Source organism: Flavobacterium sp. K77 (assembly GCF_021608205.1).
Lineage (GTDB): Bacteria > Bacteroidota > Bacteroidia > Flavobacteriales > Flavobacteriaceae > Flavobacterium > Flavobacterium turcicum.
This window is the reverse complement of sequence record NZ_JAKIHO010000002.1, coordinates 37620-55474: the sequence shown is the minus strand read 5'-3', so window position 1 is coordinate 55474 and position 17855 is coordinate 37620. Positions and strand designations below refer to the sequence as shown.

Sequence of the window (17855 nt, the reverse complement as noted above, 5' to 3'; positions counted from 1 at the left end):
AGAACAGCGAGTATTGATCTCTTACGAATTGTACTTTGAAAGATAAACAAAGTACAATTACGGGATTTGCGTGAGGGATTGACGCGGCATCCTTTATGGGCTTTTTTTGCCCATAAAGATAGAGCAGAAAGCCCGGTCGCCGCGGCGAACACGCCCAAAAAAATAGAACATGAAAAAGAAATTAGTAGTTTTGACTGGCGCTGGAATTAGTGCTGAGAGCGGTATTAAAACGTTTCGGGATAGTGATGGACTCTGGGAAGGGCATAACGTTCAAGATGTGGCCACGCCCGAAGGTTGGCATAAAAATCCGGCTTTGGTACTCGATTTTTACAACCAAAGACGCCGACAGCTCAAAGAGGTTACTCCTAACGCAGCTCATTATATTTTAGCAGAATTGGAGTCGGAATTTAATGTGCATATCATAACTCAAAATGTAGATGATTTGCATGAGCGCGCTGGCAGCACAAAGGTACTGCACCTACATGGGGAATTGTTGAAAGTACGTAGTACGCGCAACCCTGATTATATATTAAACTGGACCGAAGATTTGAATTTTGGCGACTTTGATGAAAATCAAAATCAATTGCGCCCGCACATTGTATGGTTTGGCGAAGAAGTTCCTGCACTTGAAGAAGCTGTTTTAATTACAGAAACTGCTGATTATTTTGCCGTGGTAGGCACCTCGTTACAAGTGTATCCAGCGGCAGGTTTGATTGATTTTACGAAAGTGACAACACCACTGTTTTACATCGATCCCAAACCGATCAAGATTCCGAATTTGAGAAATCAACTGCAAGTGATTCCTGAAATTGCATCAAAAGGAATGGAACAATTAAAAGCAACACTCTTGAGGGATATTTAAAAAAATATTCCTTTTATAAATTGCCTTTAAAGGTTTATATTTGTGCTTTTCCAACAAATAACACAACAATGACTACTTTAAACGAATTGAATGCTATTTCTCCAATTGATGGAAGATATAGAAGTAAAACCCTTTCTTTAGCTCCATTTTTCTCTGAAGAAGCTTTAATCAAATACCGCGTACTGGTTGAAATTGAATATTTCATTGCTTTGTGCGAAGTGCCTTTGCCACAACTTGCTGGGATAAATTCGGATTTATTTGAAAGTTTACGCAACATTTACCAAAACTTTTCAACTGAAGATGCACTTTGGATTAAAGAAACAGAAAAAGTAACCAACCACGATGTAAAAGCGGTAGAATACTTTATAAAAGATGCTTTTGAAAAACTAGGTTTGTCACAATACAAAGAGTTCATTCATTTTGGGTTAACTTCCCAAGACATTAATAATACTGCAATTCCATTATCGACTAAAGAGGCTTTTGAAAAAGTATACATGCCTTCGTTAATTGCTTTGACAGCAAAGTTGAAAGAATTAAGCGTAGAATGGAAAGACGTCCCAATGCTGGCACGCACGCACGGACAGCCCGCCTCACCTACTCGTTTGGGTAAAGAAATTGGCGTTTTTGTAGAACGATTAGAGGAGCAAATGCGTTTGTTATTCAATATTCCTTTTGCAGCTAAATTTGGTGGCGCTACTGGAAATTATAATGCACACCATGTAGCTTACCCACAAATTGATTGGAAACAATTTGGAAGTAAATTTGTGGAAGATATTTTAGGATTGCACCACTCGTTCCCAACCACACAAATAGAACATTACGATCATTTTGCAGCGTTTTTTGATGCGTTAAAAAGAATGAACACCATCATTATTGACTTGGATAGAGACATTTGGACGTACGTTTCTATGGAGTATTTCAAGCAAAAAATAAAAGCAGGTGAAATTGGTTCATCAGCCATGCCGCACAAAGTAAACCCAATTGATTTTGAAAACTCAGAAGGAAACTTAGGCATTGCCAATGCTATTTTTGAGCACCTTTCGGCAAAATTACCAATTTCAAGATTGCAACGTGATTTAACTGATAGTACTGTTTTAAGAAATGTGGGTGTCCCAATAGGTCATACCATCATAGGATTTGAAGCTACCTTGAAAGGATTGAACAAATTACTCTTGAACGAACCTAAATTTCACGAAGATTTAGAAAAAAACTGGGCCGTTGTTGCTGAGGCAATTCAGACAATTTTGCGTCGTGAAGGATATCCTAATCCTTACGAAGCTTTGAAAGGATTGACACGAACTAATGAAGCAATTGATAAAAATGCTATTCATGGTTTTATTGCAACACTAGATGTGTCTGAAGCTATAAAAGCCGAATTAATGCAAATTACACCAAGCAATTTCTTGGGAATCTAAACCCCGATATTGTTATACTTTTCTAAAATCTGCTTTTGTCACTTGATAAAAGCAGATTTTTTTGTTATTTTAGTAAAAATTCAAAATTTATGTTTCCCTTTTTGTCCACTTCAATAGTTCATTTACCCGATTTAATAACTGATTTAGGTTTAATCCTAATCACTGCTGCAATTGCTGTATTGTTATTTCGAATTATGAAACAGCCTTTGGTTTTAGGGTACTTGGTTGCTGGATTTTTAGCAAGTTCTGAATTTGATTTTTTCCCAACTGTAAAAGATGTTAATAGTGTAAAAGTCTGGGCCGAGATAGGCGTTATTTTTTTACTGTTCAGTTTAGGACTCGAATTCAGTTTTAAAAAATTGGTAAAAGTAGGCGGAACAGCCTCTATCACCGCGTTTACACAAATTATTTCTTTAGTTACATTGGGCTTTTTTACCGGTCAGTTTTTGGGTTGGAGTACAATGAACTGCATTTTTCTGGGAGTAATATTGTCTATCTCATCAACCACCATAATTTTAAAAACCTTTGATGAACTGGGCGTAAAATCGCAAAAGTTTGCTGGAAACGTAATCGGTTCTCTTATTGTTCAAGATATTATTGCCATTTTGATGATGGTTTTGCTCTCAACAGTTGCTGTGAGTCAGCAGTTTTCCGGAATGGAATTAGTACAGTCCGTTTTAAAACTTATTTTCTTTTTGACGATCTGGTTTGTAGTCGGAATCTTTTTTATACCAACACTATTAAAAAAAGCGAAACATTTATTAACTGATGAAATGATGTTGATTATTTCTTTAGCCTTGTGTTTACTAATGGTGATTTTTGCAGCAAACGTTGGATTTTCGCCAGCTCTTGGTGCCTTTATTATGGGATCTATCATTGCCGAAACTACACAAGCAGAACACATAGAACATCTTGTAAAGCCTGTAAAAGACTTATTTGGCGCTGTTTTCTTTGTATCTGTGGGAATGTTAATTGATCCCAATACACTGCTAGAATATGCTTTTCCAGTGGCAGTTTTAACATTGATCGTAATCTTTGGTCAATCCATTAGTTCTACCATAGGCTCTTTGCTATCGGGACAACCGCTTAAACAATCCATACAATCTGGTATGAGTTTATCACAAATTGGAGAGTTTTCATTTATCATCGCCACATTGGGAACCACCCTAAAAGTAACTAGTGATTTTTTATATCCTATTGTAGTGGCGGTATCTGCAATTACCACTTTTACCACACCTTTCATGGTCAAGTTTGCCGAACCATTTTCGGTTTTTGTTGAAAAGAAACTCCCTAAAAGATGGGTGAAAAGAATTCAATTGTACAGCTCTAATACCGAAGAAATAAAGTCATTGAGCAATTGGCAAATTGTTATGCGAAGTTATCTCACACAAGTGGTGCTGCACTCTATCATTATTGTTGCCATTATTTTACTTTCGTCAAATTTTATACTTCCGTTAGTAGAAAATTCAAAATTTGGAAATGCTACTGCTGCGTTAATTACACTGATTATATTATCACCATTCTTGTGGGCGCTCTCGTTAAGAAGAGTTGCAGTAAAACAAGTTCAAATTTTATTGGAGCAAAAAAAACATTATGGCCCAATTATCATGCTAGTACTATTTAGAATAGCGCTTTCATTATTTTATGTTGGCTTTATTTTAAATACATTTTTCTCTGCTGGGATTGCTGCAATTGCGTTTTTAATTGCCATAGGTGCTTATATCTTATTCCCAAAAAAATTACATGCCGTTTACCATAAAATTGAAGATCATTTTATGACCAACTATAATGATCGAGAAATTAGAAAAGAAAACAAACGTCAAAGTACACTCTCTCCTTGGGATGGACACATGACAGAATTTGAAATTGCCAAAGAATCTAATTTAGCTGGCAAAACTCTTGAAGAATTAAAAATTAGAGAACAGTTTGAAATTAACATCGCCTCAATAAAAAGAGGAGAAGTAGTAATTAATATTCCTTTGAAAACCGAAAGATTGTTTCCTGGAGATGAAATTAGTATCATTGGCACAGATGCTCAAGTCAAACAATTTAAAACCTATTTGGATAAAAATGAAATTGATGTTGCCGAAAAAGTGGTTGAGACTGACATTATCCTTCAAAAACTGGAATTAAAAAACCGAGTTTGTATAGGCAAGAGTATTCGAGAATCGCAAATTCGAGAAAACACCCATGGGATTATTGTTGGCATTGAACGCAACGGAAAACGTATGTTAAATCCAGAGTCTCACTTGGTATTAGAAGAAAGTGATATTTTATGGATTGCCGGCGAGAAGAAAAAAATCGCCGCCTTTTTGAGGGCTTAGTTTAACTTCAATAAAAAAAACCATTAAGAAAATTACGTTTCAACAGCTATTGAAATCTTGTGTAATTTTCTTAATGGTTTTAATTTATTGCAATCCTTCAACTATTTCAAATAGTTATCTGAAATTATCTCAGAAACTATCTTGAATAATTCGGAGCTTCTTTTGTAATGGTTACGTTATGTGGGTGACTTTCATTAATTCCACTAGCAGTAATGCGAACAAAACGACCCGTTTCTTGCAAAGTAGGAATGTCTTTTGAACCACAATATCCCATTCCAGCTCGAAGACCACCTATGAATTGTTGCATACTTTCGTTCAACTCTCCTTTGTATGGCACACGACCTACAATTCCTTCCGGAACTAATTTTTTAATATCATCTTCTACATCTTGAAAATATCTGTCTTTTGATCCTTCTTGCATGGCTTCAACTGAACCCATACCACGGTAGGATTTGAATTTACGTCCTTCAAAGATGATTGTTTCTCCCGGAGATTCTTTTGTTCCTGCTAAAAGTGAACCAAGCATTACACAATCAGCACCAGCAGCAATCGCTTTTGGAATATCACCAGTGTAACGAATTCCACCATCAGCAATTACTGGAACTCCAGTTCCTTTGATAGCAGCAGCTACCTCAAGCACAGCAGAAAATTGAGGAAAACCAACTCCTGCAACGATACGAGTAGTACAAATTGAACCAGGTCCAATTCCTACTTTGACACCATCAGCACCATTTTCAACTAAATAACGTGCCGCTTCCGCAGTAGCAATATTACCAACAATTACGTCGATCTGTGGGAATTTAGATTTTACTTCTTTTAGAGTATTTACTACACCTTGTGTATGTCCGTGAGCGGTATCAATAATAATAGCATCTACACCTGCATTTACAAGTGCTTCGGCTCTTAAAACTGCATCACCAGTTACGCCAATAGCTGCAGCAACACGTAAACGTCCGTAAACATCTTTGTTAGCGATCGGTTTTTGGGTTAATTTAGTAATGTCTCTAAAAGTGATTAAACCTACCAATTTATAATCTGCATTTACAACAGGTAATTTTTCAATTTTATAACCTTGTAAAACTACTTCGGCTTGTTCTAATGAAGTTCCTTCGGCAACAGTAACTAGATTTTCGCTAGTCATCACCTCAACAATTGGTCGAGAACCGTTTTTTTCAAAACGTAAATCTCGATTGGTAACAATTCCTTTTAATATTTTATTTTCATCAACAATTGGAATACCACCAATACCAAATTCTTTCATGGCATTTTTAGCATCGGCAACAGTAGAACTTAATGGTAAAGTTACTGGATCGATAATCATACCTGACTCCGCACGCTTTACTTTTCTAACTTTTGCAGCTTGTTGCTCAATAGTCATATTTTTATGTAAAACACCGATTCCACCTTCTTGAGCCATAGCTATTGCCATAGCACTTTCAGTTACTGTATCCATAGCAGCGGATACAATAGGAACATTTAGTGTTATATTTTTAGAAAATTTTGATTGAATACTCACTTCGCGAGGAAGCACATTTGAGTAATTAGGAACTAATAAAACATCATCGTAAGTTAAGCCTTCACCGATAATTTTAGAGTTGTGTGCGATCATTGCAATTGTAGTTGGAGTTTAATTGCGTGCAAATATAGACAATCTTAGACTAAAAATAAAGAACAAAGCTTATAATTGCTAAAAAAACCATTAATTAACAACATCTTAAGATAAAAAGTAGTTCTTGCTAGTGGTAGACAAGAACTGATTTTCCACTGTAACATGCTTAAAATAATACCCGCATATTTCTTCAACGATAAAGTCGAATTTCAGCTAAAAAGAAATTAAAAGGACAACTATCGCACCAAAACATTGAGACCGAACTGAAAACCAAGACTATTAGCTTTGGTTACATCCCGATACTCTAATAAGTTATCCGCGAGAATATAAAAATTTACAGGACCTGCTTGGGTTGCAATTCCTAAACCTAAATTAGAATAAGAATACGAGTCTAACGTATAAGTTGCTTTGGCGTGAAAACCTTTTAAAATTTTACGTTGGTAATAAGCCGTCAGTGCCATCGTGGGAGTTTTTGGCAAAGTCATCATAAAAAATTGAGCTCCAAAAGCGCTTTTGTAGGTTGGTTTTTCATTGCCATCAGTGCAATTACATTCATCAGAGCGTTCTTCCTCAAATGAATATTGAACGGAAGTATTCAATTTTGCTGGACGCCAAGTGGTGTATTTTACATTTAAAGTGTCTAAAGGAATGGCATCTTTAAAATCTTGAAAAACAGTTCCCGGGTCGTTTTGCTGGTTAAAATTAGGGACAACACCTTTGTATGAATAAGTTCCATTTAAGGTATAACTTTCTACATCTTTGCTGTGTTTAATAAAACCAACATCAATTATACTTCCTGTAATTTGCAAATTATCTTTAGGATAATAGGTGAATCCTAAATCAAAACCCAAGCCCAAATTACCACCCAGTAATGTTCTTTTAGTAACGTCTTTTTGAACATCAACTTCATTATTTGAATCAAAATAACTAGCTAATCCGGATGTGTTTAATTGCAATTGCGAGTAAATTTGTTGCTCGTATACTGCATCTGAGGCAGGAATCGTGTAAATGTACCCACTATTATTAGTGCTACTAGCGTTGTAAATACTCGAATAAATCTTCGCTCGACCTCCAACAATAAAATTAGACTTTAGTTTGGTTTGATATCCCACATGAAAAACCGAGAGTAACTCTGCTTTCATGTTAATATCACTTAAATCAAATACTTTACCTATATAATTTTGATTGCCCTCCAAAGCCAAAATAAATGGATCTTTTGGTACATAAGTCAAAAAATCAAATTCTTGATACAAACCAAATGAAAGATAGGAATCAGTCTCGTCTCCCAAAGAGGATTTCAATTTAAAACCACCGCTTAAGATTTCTAATTGCTCGTTGATTGCCATTCTATCTTTTGGTGTAGTAGAAAAGATAACATTTCTTAATTTGGTATTGAAATCGACACCATTATCAGCTAAAAGATCATACGCAGAAAATCCAGTGGAGCCAAAATTTGCCGAAACTCCGGATAAAAACGGAATCCCCGCATACCATTTATACGAAACATCAGCTCCTGGATTATACATTGCAGACTGCGGAATCGCTGCAAAATTGTATAGTATTTGCTTATTTTGAGACCACGAAACGACCGAAATTAACAGAAGGAAAGTTACTATCTTTTTCATTCGACAACTAAATAAGTAGTGGCACTTGAACGCAATATTAAATTCCCTGGGCTTGAAGGCGTAAGTGCCGGTCCTGCCAACATTTGAACTCGAAAACCAATTCTGCGGGTTCTTTTTAGTAAATCGAGTTGCGCATTTTCAAAAATTTCGGTTCGGCTTACTTTATTAGTACTACCAGTGTAGGCTGGAACATTAAAATTTGTACTGTAAACTGCTTGAGTATTTACATCTAAAAAAACCACATCAATACGATACTGTCTTGCAATTGTATTTTCTAACTCAATAAAAATTTCAGCTTTCTTGAGTCTTTCTCTAAAAAACTTATCGTTAAAAAAATCAACAGTTGGAATGTCCGCCAATACGGTTTGCTCTTGTCCGTTACGAATGAAATCAGGTGCAGCAAGATTAAAGTATGCCAAATTTGCAACAACAACGGGCTCAATTTTAATATCATTAACTTGATCAAAATCAAGATCACTAGCACACGATAAGGAACAAATCCCGATAAAGAGCAAAAACACAAAACGCTTCAAGCTACTAATTTTCATAATCGATTCTAAATTAAAAAGGTACAGTATATTTTAGTAACGTAGCATCAACACGCTTATTGTAAAATTTACCAAAGGACACCTTAATGGTATTCGCCAAATAATTTTGATGCTTCATTATAAGCACTCTCAAAACTCATCGGACTCATGCCAGAATATTCTTTTTGAGCGGTAAAATAGGATAATAGTTTCTCGGTTGGCATATTTCCTGTTAATTGATCTGTTGCCATCGGGCAGCCGCCAAAACCTTGAATCGCACCGTCAAAACGGCGACATCCTGCTTTGTAAGCTGCATCAATTTTTTCGAACCATTTATCTGGAGTGGTGTGTAAATGTGCTCCAAACTCTATTTCTGGGTACTGCGGAATGAGTTCTGAAAACAAATACGAAATTACATCAGGAGTTGAACTTCCAACAGTATCCGAAAGCGACAAAATTTTCACTCCCATCGAAGCTAATTTTTGTGTCCATTCGCCCACAATTTCAACATTCCAAGGATCACCATACGGATTTCCAAATCCCATCGAAAGATAGGCCACTACTTCTTTATTAGATTGATCAGCAATATTTAAAATTTCGTTTAAAGTAATCAAAGATTCAGCAATAGTTTTGTGGGTATTGCGCATCTGAAAGTTTTCAGAAATTGAAAATGGAAATCCTAAATATTGAATTTCAGGATGAGTTGCTGCGATACTTGCTCCCTGAGTATTCGCAATAATAGCCAATAGTTTGCTTTTGGTTTGTGATAAATCCAACTGAGCCAAAACCTCGGCGGTATCTTGCATTTGAGGAATCGCTTTGGCTGAAACGAAACTACCAAAATCAATACTGTCAAATCCAACACGTAATAGTGCTTGCAAATAACTTACTTTTTTTTCGGTAGGTATAAAGGGCTTGATGCCTTGCATGGCATCACGCGGACATTCTATAATTTTTATTGGCTCCATAGAAAATCAAAGATAAAAAAACAATTAGGATTAAAAAACGAAACTACTACCCGATTTTTTAAACTTAATTATTTTTAAGAAGCTGCTTATTTATGGCTTTGATTAAAGCAGGACCTTCATAAATAAAGCCAGTATACAATTGCAATAAGCTAGCGCCTGCCTCCAGTTTTTCAATAGCATCTTCAACAGTATGAATGCCTCCCACGCCAATTATAGGGAATGCTTTATTACTCTTTTCACTCAAAAAACGAATTACTTCTGTAGCTCTTTTGGTTAATGGTTTACCGGATAAACCTCCCATTTCAGATTGATTTTCAGACTGTAATCCTTCTCGAGAAATGGTGGTATTCGTTGCAATTACTCCAGCTATTTGAGTCTCGGCAACAATATCAATAATGTCTAAAAGCTGCTCATCTGATAAATCTGGTGCTATTTTCAACAGAATTGGTTTCTGCTTGGGCATAGCCTTATTTTGATTTTGAAGCGTTTGCAACAGCGCTGTAAGAGGCTCTTTTTCTTGCAATGCTCTCAAATTAGGTGTGTTTGGTGAGCTCACATTTACCACAAAATAATCTACATGGTCATAAAGTGCGGCAAAACAATATTCATAATCTGAAGTAGCCTCTTCATTAAGCGTTAATTTATTTTTACCAATGTTTCCACCAATTAAAACTCCATTGTTACGTTGCAATCGCAGTACAGCAGCGTCTACTCCACCATTATTAAACCCCATTCGATTAATAATTGCTGAATCCTCTTTTAAACGAAACAATCTTTTTTTAGGATTACCATCTTGCGCTTTTGGCGTTAGGGTCCCAATTTCTATGAAGCCAAATCCAAAATGAGACAACTCTTTGTACAATTTGGCATCTTTATCGAATCCCGCAGCAAGACCGACAGGATTTTTAAACTTAAGACCAAAAACTTCTCTTTCGAGTCGTTTATCCTCTACGGTATACAATTGTTTAAAAAACCATGAAATGGCAGGGATTTTCGATAAAAAGCGAATAGCAGAAAAGGTGAAGTAATGAACTTGTTCTGGATCAAACCAAAAAAGTATTGGACGAATGATAATTTTGTACATAAATATGGTAGTTGTGTGGTAGCAAAAATAGAATTATCTGACCGATTATTACCCATCTATACAAAAAAATACACACGGATATGGTTAAAACAACTAGCTTCAGCGGTCAGTAATTTTCTTAACTGCAGGAATAACTTTCTGAAAAACAAATAGAAACAAAAAAATATGTAAATTAGTGGTTAAAGAACCTGACATGTGCCAAAAATGGCATAGTTATAGTTATTTATAAGGAAGTATCTTAAAAATAAGATGCAATTGTTTAATTCATTTAAAAATAAACACCATGAAAATTAAAATCATAACCACTTTAGTACTACTGTTTAGTATTCAATTATTTTTTGCTCAAGAAGTTAAAACGGACAGTATTCCTTCAAAAGCAACCATTCTAGCAACGAATGACAGTATTAAAAAAGCGACTACAGCAACTGAAAAAGCATTACGAGTAGAAGCTAAAGAGTTAAAAAAACAACTGAAGAACGAAAAGAATGCTTTGCGCGAAGCTAAAAAAGAAGAAAAAGAGCAAAAACGATTTGAGAAAGAAAAAAAGCAATTTGAAAGAAAACAAAATCGTATTGTTGCTGCTGAGAAATCCGTGAATAAAATTAAGACTCGAATTGTAAAAGCTGAAAAAGATTTAATTTCGAAAACTGAAAAATTAGAAAAAAAGAAAGCTCGTAATAAATTCGACTCAACTCAAGTTGAAAAAGAGAATATCAAAATAAGTAAACAGCAAATAAAAATTAACGATTTGCAGGCCAAACTCGCTAAAGCTGAAGAAAAACTTAGCAAACTAAGATCTTAATATAAAGCCACCTTCGGGTGGTTTTTTTTTTGATTTGTATATCCTTGATGCACTTTTAAAAACAGCTGAGAGAACATTATAAAAGATATTTTTTTGCTACTGAAAGACTACAAATCCTCATAAAAAAAAGATTATATTTGCACAAAAACCAACAAAAATGCAACATATAATAGACCGTTTCATCAGTTACGTTATTATAGATACAGAGTCTGATGCGAACTCACCTACTACACCAAGTACCCCAAAACAATGGGATTTAGCCAACAAATTAGTCGAAGAATTAAAATCAATTGGCATGCACGATGTCACCATCGATGACAAAGCATACATCATGGCAACATTACCAAGCAATGTTTCGCATCACGTGCCTACTATCGGGTTTATTTCGCATTTTGACACATCACCTGATTTTTCTGGCGCCAATGTAAAACCTCAAATTATACCTAATTATGACGGAAAAGACATTGTATTAAACGCCGAAAAAAACATCATTTTGTCGCCAAGTTATTTTAAAGACTTACTACAATACAAAGGACAAACTTTAATTACCACTGACGGAACCACTTTATTAGGCGCCGATGACAAAGCTGGAATTACAGAAATTGTATCTGCAATGGAGTTTTTAATTCAGAATCCTGAAATCAAACACGGAACTATCAGAGTAGGATTTACACCAGATGAAGAAATTGGTCGTGGTGCTCATCATTTTGATGTTGAAAAATTTGGCGCAGACTGGGCATACACCATGGACGGCAGTCAAGTGGGCGAACTAGAATATGAAAATTTTAATGCTGCTGGAGCAAAAATTACTTTCAAAGGTAAAAGCGTGCATCCTGGTTATGCTAAAGGCAAAATGATCAATTCGATGTTGATTGCTAATGATTTTATCAATCAATTACCCGCAGGAGAAACTCCCGAAGAAACTAAAGGTTATGAAGGTTTTTTTCATGTGCATCATTTGAACGGGACTATTGAAGAAACCGTTTTGGAACTTATTATTCGTGATCACAACAAGAAAAAATTCGAAAAACGCAAAGAACTAATTGAGAAAATCGCTCGCAGAATAAACAAGAAATTTGCCAAGCAATTTGGTGAAGATATTGTAATTGCAGAAATCGCAGATCAATATTATAACATGAAGGAAAAAGTACTTCCTGTAAAATATATTGTTGATATTGCTGAAAAAGCAATGAAAGAACTCAAAATTAAACCATTAATTAAACCAATTCGCGGTGGTACTGATGGCTCTCAATTATCATACAAAGGATTACCATGCCCGAATATTTTTGCTGGAGGTCATAATTTTCACGGAAAATACGAATACGTACCTGCTGAAAGCATGCAAAAAGCAGTCGATGTAATTGTTAAAATAGCCGAATTAACAGCAAAACAATAACTGTACTATCTAATTCAAAATATTAAAGTCTCCAAAATAATTGGAGACTTTTTTTTTGATGTAAAGCATATTGACAAAAAAGAAACGTAGAACATGAAAACTTAACATTGAAGAACGATTATAATCATTATATTTACTAACGTTCAGATAACAATTTGTTAACATTAAAGTAAAATCAACACTAAACAGTAATAAACTACTTACTCTATGACACCACAACAAAACGAAACAAACCTCCAACCAGAATCTACACCAAAACCTGAGTCGCCAAAGCCTGTAAGAGCAAGACGCGCTCCAGCAGCAAAAAAAACACCTACTTCAGCAACAACTGCTACCACTGCTGAAAACCCATCTGTTGATAGTGAAACCTCTGATATTGAAAAACCAGCATCAGATGAAGAAGCTAAAAATTCTGCTATTGAAGAAGCGTTAAACGAAGAGGATAGTAAGGAGAAAAAAGACAAAAAGGGTAAAAAGGAAAAGAAAAAAAACAAAGTAAAAATGAAGGATAAAGAAAAGAAAAAAATAGCAAAGGCGAACGCCAAAGAGAAAGCTAAAGCCAAAGCTAAAAAAGCAAAGAAGGCAAAAAAAGAGAAAGCAAAGAAAGCCAAAGCGAAAGCGAAAATTAAAGCTAAAAAAGCGAAAGCCAAATCAAAAAAGGCCAAGAAAAACAAAAAGAATAAGAAGAATAAAAAATAAAAGTTCCTCATAAACGTAAAAAAGTCCCAAATTAAAATTCTAATTTGGGACTTTTTTTTTGTAAACTAAGCTATTATTTTTTTGTTAAAGCTGCACTCATTTCCATTGAAATTGCGGAACGCTCCATTTTTAACTTACCTGACATTGTTTCAATAATTACAGTAGTGTCTGCTAACTCTGAAACTTTACCGTGAAGGCCACTCTTGGTAATAATTTTATCTCCTACTTTTAAGCTACTCTCAAATGCTTTTTCATTTTTAGCCCTTTTTTGCGCAGGCATAATCATGAAGAAATACAGCACAGCAAAAATTAATAAATAAGGTGCAAACTGTTGTAATTGTTCCATAATGCTTTTGTATTTGTGTTTTTGTATTACATCAAGCCACGACCAGCTTTGACGATTCGTTTGTTTGTATTTAATTCTTTTACCAAATTATCTAGAATTCCATTGATAAAAATACTACTTTTTGGCGTAGAATATTCTTTCGCAATTTCTAAATATTCATTCAATGTTACTTTAACAGGAATTGATGGGAATTTCAAAAATTCGCAAATAGCCATTTTTAAAATAATAGTATCAATTTCGGCGATACGCTCACTGTCCCAATTTGGTGTTTTATCCAAGTATTCTTTGGCCAAATCCTTTTCATTCAAAACTGTTTTGCGAAACAAATCGCGACCAAAATCACGGTCTTCGATATCTTTAAACAATTTAGGAACTCTAAAATTATCGTCTTCACCGTCCTTAATCGCCTTTAATTGCTTGGTAATTTGCGTGTTTACAACAGGAATATCATCTACCCATGTTAATTTATCATCTTCAAGGTAGTCGTATAACTTTTCATTAGGAACAATTACTTCAGCAAAAAGGTCAGCTACAAATTGACGGTCTTCTTCAAAAGTGTTTACTGAATTACGCATGTAGTTGGCGTACAACTCACTTGCTTTTACCTCATTCAATAACAATAAAATATAATCGTCGTTAAGTGACCAGTTGTTGATTTTACGATTTTCTAGAGCAATACTTAAGGAATTGTTATCAGCTAGAATTTGAAAAATCTTGTTTTTAATAAATTTCTCGTTTGGTTTTCGTTCCTCTGGAGTTGCGAGATGTTTCAGGCTTGATTTATGCAAATAAACCGCTTCGGTTTTACATATTTCGATCAAGGAAGAAAGCATTATTAGGTATAAATCTTGAATATTATCGATACTGTAAAAAAGGAATTTTTCTTCTTTTTCCAAATTATCTGAACCGCTTTGATGCATCGCATATATGGATTGCATAACTTTTACGCGAATGTGTCTTCTATTTACCACCTGATAAGAACTTTTTAATTAGGGCGCAAAAATAAGTATTTCCTTTTTTAAAATAAAATTTATCCTTGCTTATTTTAGAGGTAATCAGTGCCCAGTCGCAGTTATCAGCAGAACCTAATTACCGCGACTGAACACTAAAAACAAACTATTTTGTACTATTTTCAATTTTTCTCTGATTGATTCTGTTTTGTGCAATAGTCAATGCAGCATGATGCGTAGTCAAGTTGTTCGCTGTTGCAAAATCAAAAATCTCTAAAGTTGTATTGTAAATATTTTCTGTTTTACGCATGATTTCTTCTTTACCATAGTGCGCTAACTCAGCATAAACATTGATAATTCCACCCGCATTAATCAAGAAATCAGGTGCGTATAAAATTCCTCTTTCTTGCAATATAGCTCCGTGAACATTTTCATCAGCCAACTGATTGTTTGCTGCACCGGCAATTACTTTTGCATTAATTTTATAAACCGTATCATTGTTGATTGTTGCTCCCATTGCACATGGCGCATAAATATCAACATCAGCAGTGTAAACATCTTCACCACGGTAAATTTGAGCTTGGTATTTTGAACTAACCTCAGCTAATTTTTCTTCGTTGATATCAGCTATTGTAACTATTGCACCCTCTTTCGATAAATAATCAACTAGTGACTCTCCAACGTGGCCAATTCCTTGTACCAATACTTTTTTACCACTCAATACATCAGATCCAAATTGTTGCTTAGCCGCTGCTTTCATTCCCAGGTAAACACCGTAAGCTGTAATTGGCGAAGGGTTTCCAGCACCACCGCGTGACTCAGAAATACCTGTTACATAAGGAGTAACATCTCTAACCAAATCCATATCAGCAGTTTCCATTCCTACATCTTCCGCCGTGATATAACGTCCGCTTAATGAATGTACAAACTCTCCAAATTTACGCATCAACTCAGGAGTTTTTTGTGTTTTGGCATCACCGATAATAACCGCTTTACCTCCACCAATATTCAAACCAGTGATTGCTGATTTAAAAGTCATTCCTCTTGACAAGCGCAAAACATCATTCAAGGCATCCCACTCATTGGCATAATTAAACATTCTAGTACCGCCCAAAGCAGGTCCCATTACTGAATTATGAATACCAATAATTGCTTTTAAACCCGTATCTTTGTCATTGCAAAAAACAATTTGTTCGTGATCATCAAATGACAATTGACCAAATACCGGATCCATTTTTTGAAGTTCCTTTCCAGTTGTGAAAGCTGCATTCATAGTGTAAGTTTTTATAGTGATAAAATTATGAATTTGTCAAAAAGACATTTCAAATGTAAACAAATTATACAAAAACCATGCATTTTGATATAAAAAACAGCAAATCAGCAATATTATAGATTTAAAAAATAAGCAACACTATCAACTAAATAAGCATTTTATCACAAGATAAAATCCATTTCAACACAGAATTTTAAACAAAAATGAAAGAATTACGTTATTTAAATAAATATTTCGTCAAATATAAATACAGCTTTTTATTGGGAATTCTCTTTACGATTATTGCCCAAATTTTCATGTTATACACCCCAAAACTTATCAGTCAATCATTTAAAGCGATTGAGGCTTTCGCCAAAGATACAACGGTATCCAAAGACGTGATTTATGAGGAGCTAGTTTCTAATATTCTCTTAATCATCGCAACTACAATTGTAGCTGGATTTTTAACATTTTTGATGCGCCAAACGCTCATTGTAATGTCCAGGCATATCGAATTTGATTTGAAAAATGAGGTTTTCCGACAGTATGAAAATTTATCTCAGAATTTTTACAAACAAAACCGAACTGGCGATTTAATGAACCGCATAAGCGAGGACGTTTCTAAAGTACGTATGTACGTGGGCCCAGCGGTGATGTACACCATCAATACCGTTTTTAGATTTGCCATTGTGATTGTGTACATGTACAACGTTTCGCCAACTTTAACATTGTACACCTTGTTACCGTTGCCGATTTTGTCCTATGCCATTTTTAAATTAAGTTCTGAAATCAACGTTCGCAGTACCATTTTCCAGCAGTATCTTTCAAAAGTATCAAGTTTTTCACAAGAAATTTTTTCAGGTATACGTGTCATAAAAGCCTATTCACTCGAGGAACAACATCAGGCCAATATGGTTGATTTAGCGACCGAAAGTAAAAATAAAAGTTTGAGTTTAGCAAAAGTACAATCGTTATTCGGTCCGTTAATGTTGGCCTTAATCGGCATCAGTAACTTGGTGGTGATTTATTTCGGCGGGATGATGTATATTGATGGAACAATAAAAAGTATTGGTATTATTGCGGAATTTATCTTGTACGTGAACATGCTGACTTGGCCCGTAGCCTCATTAGGTTGGGTATCGTCAATGGTGCAAGAAGCAGAAGCTTCGCAAAAGCGACTCAATGAATTTTTAAAAATTGAACCTGAAATTCAAAACAATACGACTCAAAAATCAATTATCGAAGGCGCCATTGCTTTTGACAATGTGAGCTACACCTACGAAGACACGAATATAACCGCATTGCATAACATCTCTTTTACGGTTAAAAAAGGAGAAACCTTGGCGATTTTAGGAAAAACAGGATCCGGAAAGTCGACCATTTTATCCCTTATTTCACGAATGTACGATGTAACGAGCGGTAAAATTTCTATTGATGGCAATGAAATTAGCACCGTTAACTTATTCGACTTACGAAACAGTATTGGTATTGTTCCTCAGGATGCGTTCCTGTTTTCGGATAGTATCAAAAACAACATTAAGTTTGGAAAAGAGAACGCCACTGACGACGAAGTACAAAATGCAGCCAAGAGCGCCGTGGTACATGACAACATTATGGGCTTTAACAAACAATACGATACCGTTTTGGGCGAGCGTGGAATTACACTTTCAGGCGGACAAAAACAGCGCGTATCGATTGCGAGAGCTATTATTAAAAACCCACCTATTTTACTCTTCGATGACTGCTTATCTGCGGTAGATACAGAGACAGAAGAGACTATTTTAAACAACTTGTTTCAAATTTGCAAAGACAAAACAACAATCATTGTGAGTCACCGTATTTCATCTGCCAAAAATGCCGATCGAATTCTGATTGTAGACAACGGACAAATCATTCAACAAGGTTCTCATAATCAATTGATAAATGAAGAAGGCTATTATGCCGACTTGTATTTGAAACAACTTTCAGAAAAAGAAATGCTGTAAATGTTGGATAA

Annotated in this window: 15 protein-coding genes; 7 read left to right on the top strand and 8 right to left on the bottom strand. The window is 35.1% G+C overall.

The features are described from left to right. Positions 1-169 precede the first annotated feature (169 nt). The 3 genes from L1S34_RS05870 to L1S34_RS05860 all read left to right on the top strand — a co-directional run bounded on the left by L1S34_RS05870 (position 170) and on the right by L1S34_RS05860 (position 4601). A complete protein-coding gene (locus L1S34_RS05870; protein WP_236363227.1) occupies positions 170-862 on the top strand; it encodes an SIR2 family NAD-dependent protein deacylase in 693 nt (230 codons plus the stop codon). A 68-nt stretch (positions 863-930) separates the two neighbouring features. After that, entirely contained in the window at positions 931-2277 is a 1347-nt protein-coding gene (purB, locus tag L1S34_RS05865; protein ID WP_236363226.1) for an adenylosuccinate lyase, read from the top strand. Positions 2278-2366: 89 nt separating this feature from the next. Then, positions 2367-4601 carry a cation:proton antiporter domain-containing protein gene (locus tag L1S34_RS05860; protein WP_236363225.1) on the top strand — a complete coding sequence of 745 codons (2235 nt, stop codon included), beginning with the start codon at positions 2367-2369 and terminating at the stop codon, positions 4599-4601. Between the two features lie 136 nt (positions 4602-4737). Here L1S34_RS05860 and guaB read toward each other — a convergent pair whose 3' ends face one another. The 5 genes from guaB to L1S34_RS05835 all read right to left on the bottom strand — a co-directional run bounded on the left by guaB (position 4738) and on the right by L1S34_RS05835 (position 10414). After that, positions 4738-6210, bottom strand: a complete 1473-nt coding sequence (gene guaB, locus L1S34_RS05855; protein ID WP_236363224.1) for an IMP dehydrogenase — start codon at positions 6208-6210, stop codon at positions 4738-4740. Positions 6211-6446: 236 nt separating this feature from the next. Further along, positions 6447-7835 carry a DUF5723 family protein gene (locus tag L1S34_RS05850; RefSeq protein ID WP_236363223.1) on the bottom strand — a complete coding sequence of 463 codons (1389 nt, stop codon included), beginning with the start codon at positions 7833-7835 and terminating at the stop codon, positions 6447-6449. Next, positions 7832-8383 (bottom strand): hypothetical protein, encoded by a 552-nt coding sequence (locus L1S34_RS05845; protein WP_236363222.1) that lies wholly within the window; start codon positions 8381-8383, stop codon positions 7832-7834. Before L1S34_RS05845 ends, L1S34_RS05850 begins: the two co-directional genes overlap by 4 nt. Before the next feature lie 83 nt (positions 8384-8466). Continuing rightward, the gene (locus L1S34_RS05840; protein WP_236363221.1) at positions 8467-9330 is read right to left on the bottom strand and encodes a hydroxymethylglutaryl-CoA lyase; all 864 of its coding nucleotides are present in this window, start codon (positions 9328-9330) and stop codon (positions 8467-8469) included. 64 nt (positions 9331-9394) lie between these two features. Beyond that, entirely contained in the window at positions 9395-10414 is a 1020-nt protein-coding gene (locus L1S34_RS05835) for a quinone-dependent dihydroorotate dehydrogenase (RefSeq protein ID WP_236363220.1), read from the bottom strand. Positions 10415-10697: 283 nt separating this feature from the next. Between L1S34_RS05835 and L1S34_RS05830 the strand changes: the two genes are divergently transcribed. The 3 genes from L1S34_RS05830 (at position 10698) to L1S34_RS05820 (ending at position 13311) form a co-directional block, all read left to right on the top strand. Next, positions 10698-11216 (top strand): hypothetical protein, encoded by a 519-nt coding sequence (locus L1S34_RS05830; RefSeq protein WP_236363219.1) that lies wholly within the window; start codon positions 10698-10700, stop codon positions 11214-11216. A gap of 157 nt (positions 11217-11373) precedes the next feature. Next, positions 11374-12612 (top strand): peptidase T, encoded by a 1239-nt coding sequence (gene pepT / locus L1S34_RS05825; RefSeq protein ID WP_166134809.1) that lies wholly within the window; start codon positions 11374-11376, stop codon positions 12610-12612. Positions 12613-12819: 207 nt separating this feature from the next. Beyond that, positions 12820-13311: a hypothetical protein gene (locus tag L1S34_RS05820; RefSeq protein WP_236363218.1), complete on the top strand. Its 492-nt coding sequence runs from the start codon at positions 12820-12822 to the stop codon at positions 13309-13311. Between the two features lie 73 nt (positions 13312-13384). Here the strand turns inward: L1S34_RS05820 and yajC are convergent, their stop codons facing one another. From yajC to L1S34_RS05805, 3 genes are all read right to left on the bottom strand, one after another. Next, positions 13385-13657, bottom strand: a complete 273-nt coding sequence (gene yajC / locus L1S34_RS05815) for a preprotein translocase subunit YajC (protein WP_236363217.1) — start codon at positions 13655-13657, stop codon at positions 13385-13387. A gap of 26 nt (positions 13658-13683) precedes the next feature. Continuing rightward, a complete protein-coding gene (gene nusB, locus L1S34_RS05810; RefSeq protein WP_236363446.1) occupies positions 13684-14595 on the bottom strand; it encodes a transcription antitermination factor NusB in 912 nt (303 codons plus the stop codon). A gap of 178 nt (positions 14596-14773) precedes the next feature. Further along, positions 14774-15880, bottom strand: coding sequence for a Glu/Leu/Phe/Val family dehydrogenase (locus tag L1S34_RS05805; protein WP_166134797.1), 1107 nt, complete (start codon positions 15878-15880; stop codon positions 14774-14776). Positions 15881-16083: 203 nt separating this feature from the next. Between L1S34_RS05805 and L1S34_RS05800 the strand changes: the two genes are divergently transcribed. Beyond that, positions 16084-17844, top strand: coding sequence for an ABC transporter ATP-binding protein (locus L1S34_RS05800; protein WP_236363216.1), 1761 nt, complete (start codon positions 16084-16086; stop codon positions 17842-17844). Positions 17845-17855 lie beyond the last annotated feature (11 nt).

Excerpts from the sequence above, each read along its gene's own strand:
- L1S34_RS05870 (WP_236363227.1), top strand. The coding sequence starts at position 170 with ATGAAAAAGAAATTAGTAGTTTTGACTGGCGCTGGAATTAGTGCTGAG.
- L1S34_RS05805 (WP_166134797.1), bottom strand. The coding sequence starts at position 15,880 with ATGAATGCAGCTTTCACAACTGGAAAGGAACTTCAAAAAATGGATCCG.
- nusB (WP_236363446.1), bottom strand. The coding sequence starts at position 14,595 with ATGCAATCCATATATGCGATGCATCAAAGCGGTTCAGATAATTTGGAA.
- pepT (WP_166134809.1), top strand. The coding sequence starts at position 11,374 with ATGCAACATATAATAGACCGTTTCATCAGTTACGTTATTATAGATACA.
- L1S34_RS05860 (WP_236363225.1), top strand. The coding sequence starts at position 2,367 with ATGTTTCCCTTTTTGTCCACTTCAATAGTTCATTTACCCGATTTAATA.
- L1S34_RS05845 (WP_236363222.1), bottom strand. The coding sequence starts at position 8,383 with ATGAAAATTAGTAGCTTGAAGCGTTTTGTGTTTTTGCTCTTTATCGGG.
- L1S34_RS05840 (WP_236363221.1), bottom strand. The coding sequence starts at position 9,330 with ATGGAGCCAATAAAAATTATAGAATGTCCGCGTGATGCCATGCAAGGC.
- L1S34_RS05835 (WP_236363220.1), bottom strand. The coding sequence starts at position 10,414 with ATGTACAAAATTATCATTCGTCCAATACTTTTTTGGTTTGATCCAGAA.
- purB (WP_236363226.1), top strand. The coding sequence starts at position 931 with ATGACTACTTTAAACGAATTGAATGCTATTTCTCCAATTGATGGAAGA.
- L1S34_RS05850 (WP_236363223.1), bottom strand. The coding sequence starts at position 7,835 with ATGAAAAAGATAGTAACTTTCCTTCTGTTAATTTCGGTCGTTTCGTGG.
- yajC (WP_236363217.1), bottom strand. The coding sequence starts at position 13,657 with ATGGAACAATTACAACAGTTTGCACCTTATTTATTAATTTTTGCTGTG.
- L1S34_RS05820 (WP_236363218.1), top strand. The coding sequence starts at position 12,820 with ATGACACCACAACAAAACGAAACAAACCTCCAACCAGAATCTACACCA.
- L1S34_RS05800 (WP_236363216.1), top strand. The coding sequence starts at position 16,084 with ATGAAAGAATTACGTTATTTAAATAAATATTTCGTCAAATATAAATAC.
- L1S34_RS05830 (WP_236363219.1), top strand. The coding sequence starts at position 10,698 with ATGAAAATTAAAATCATAACCACTTTAGTACTACTGTTTAGTATTCAA.
- guaB (WP_236363224.1), bottom strand. The coding sequence starts at position 6,210 with ATGATCGCACACAACTCTAAAATTATCGGTGAAGGCTTAACTTACGAT.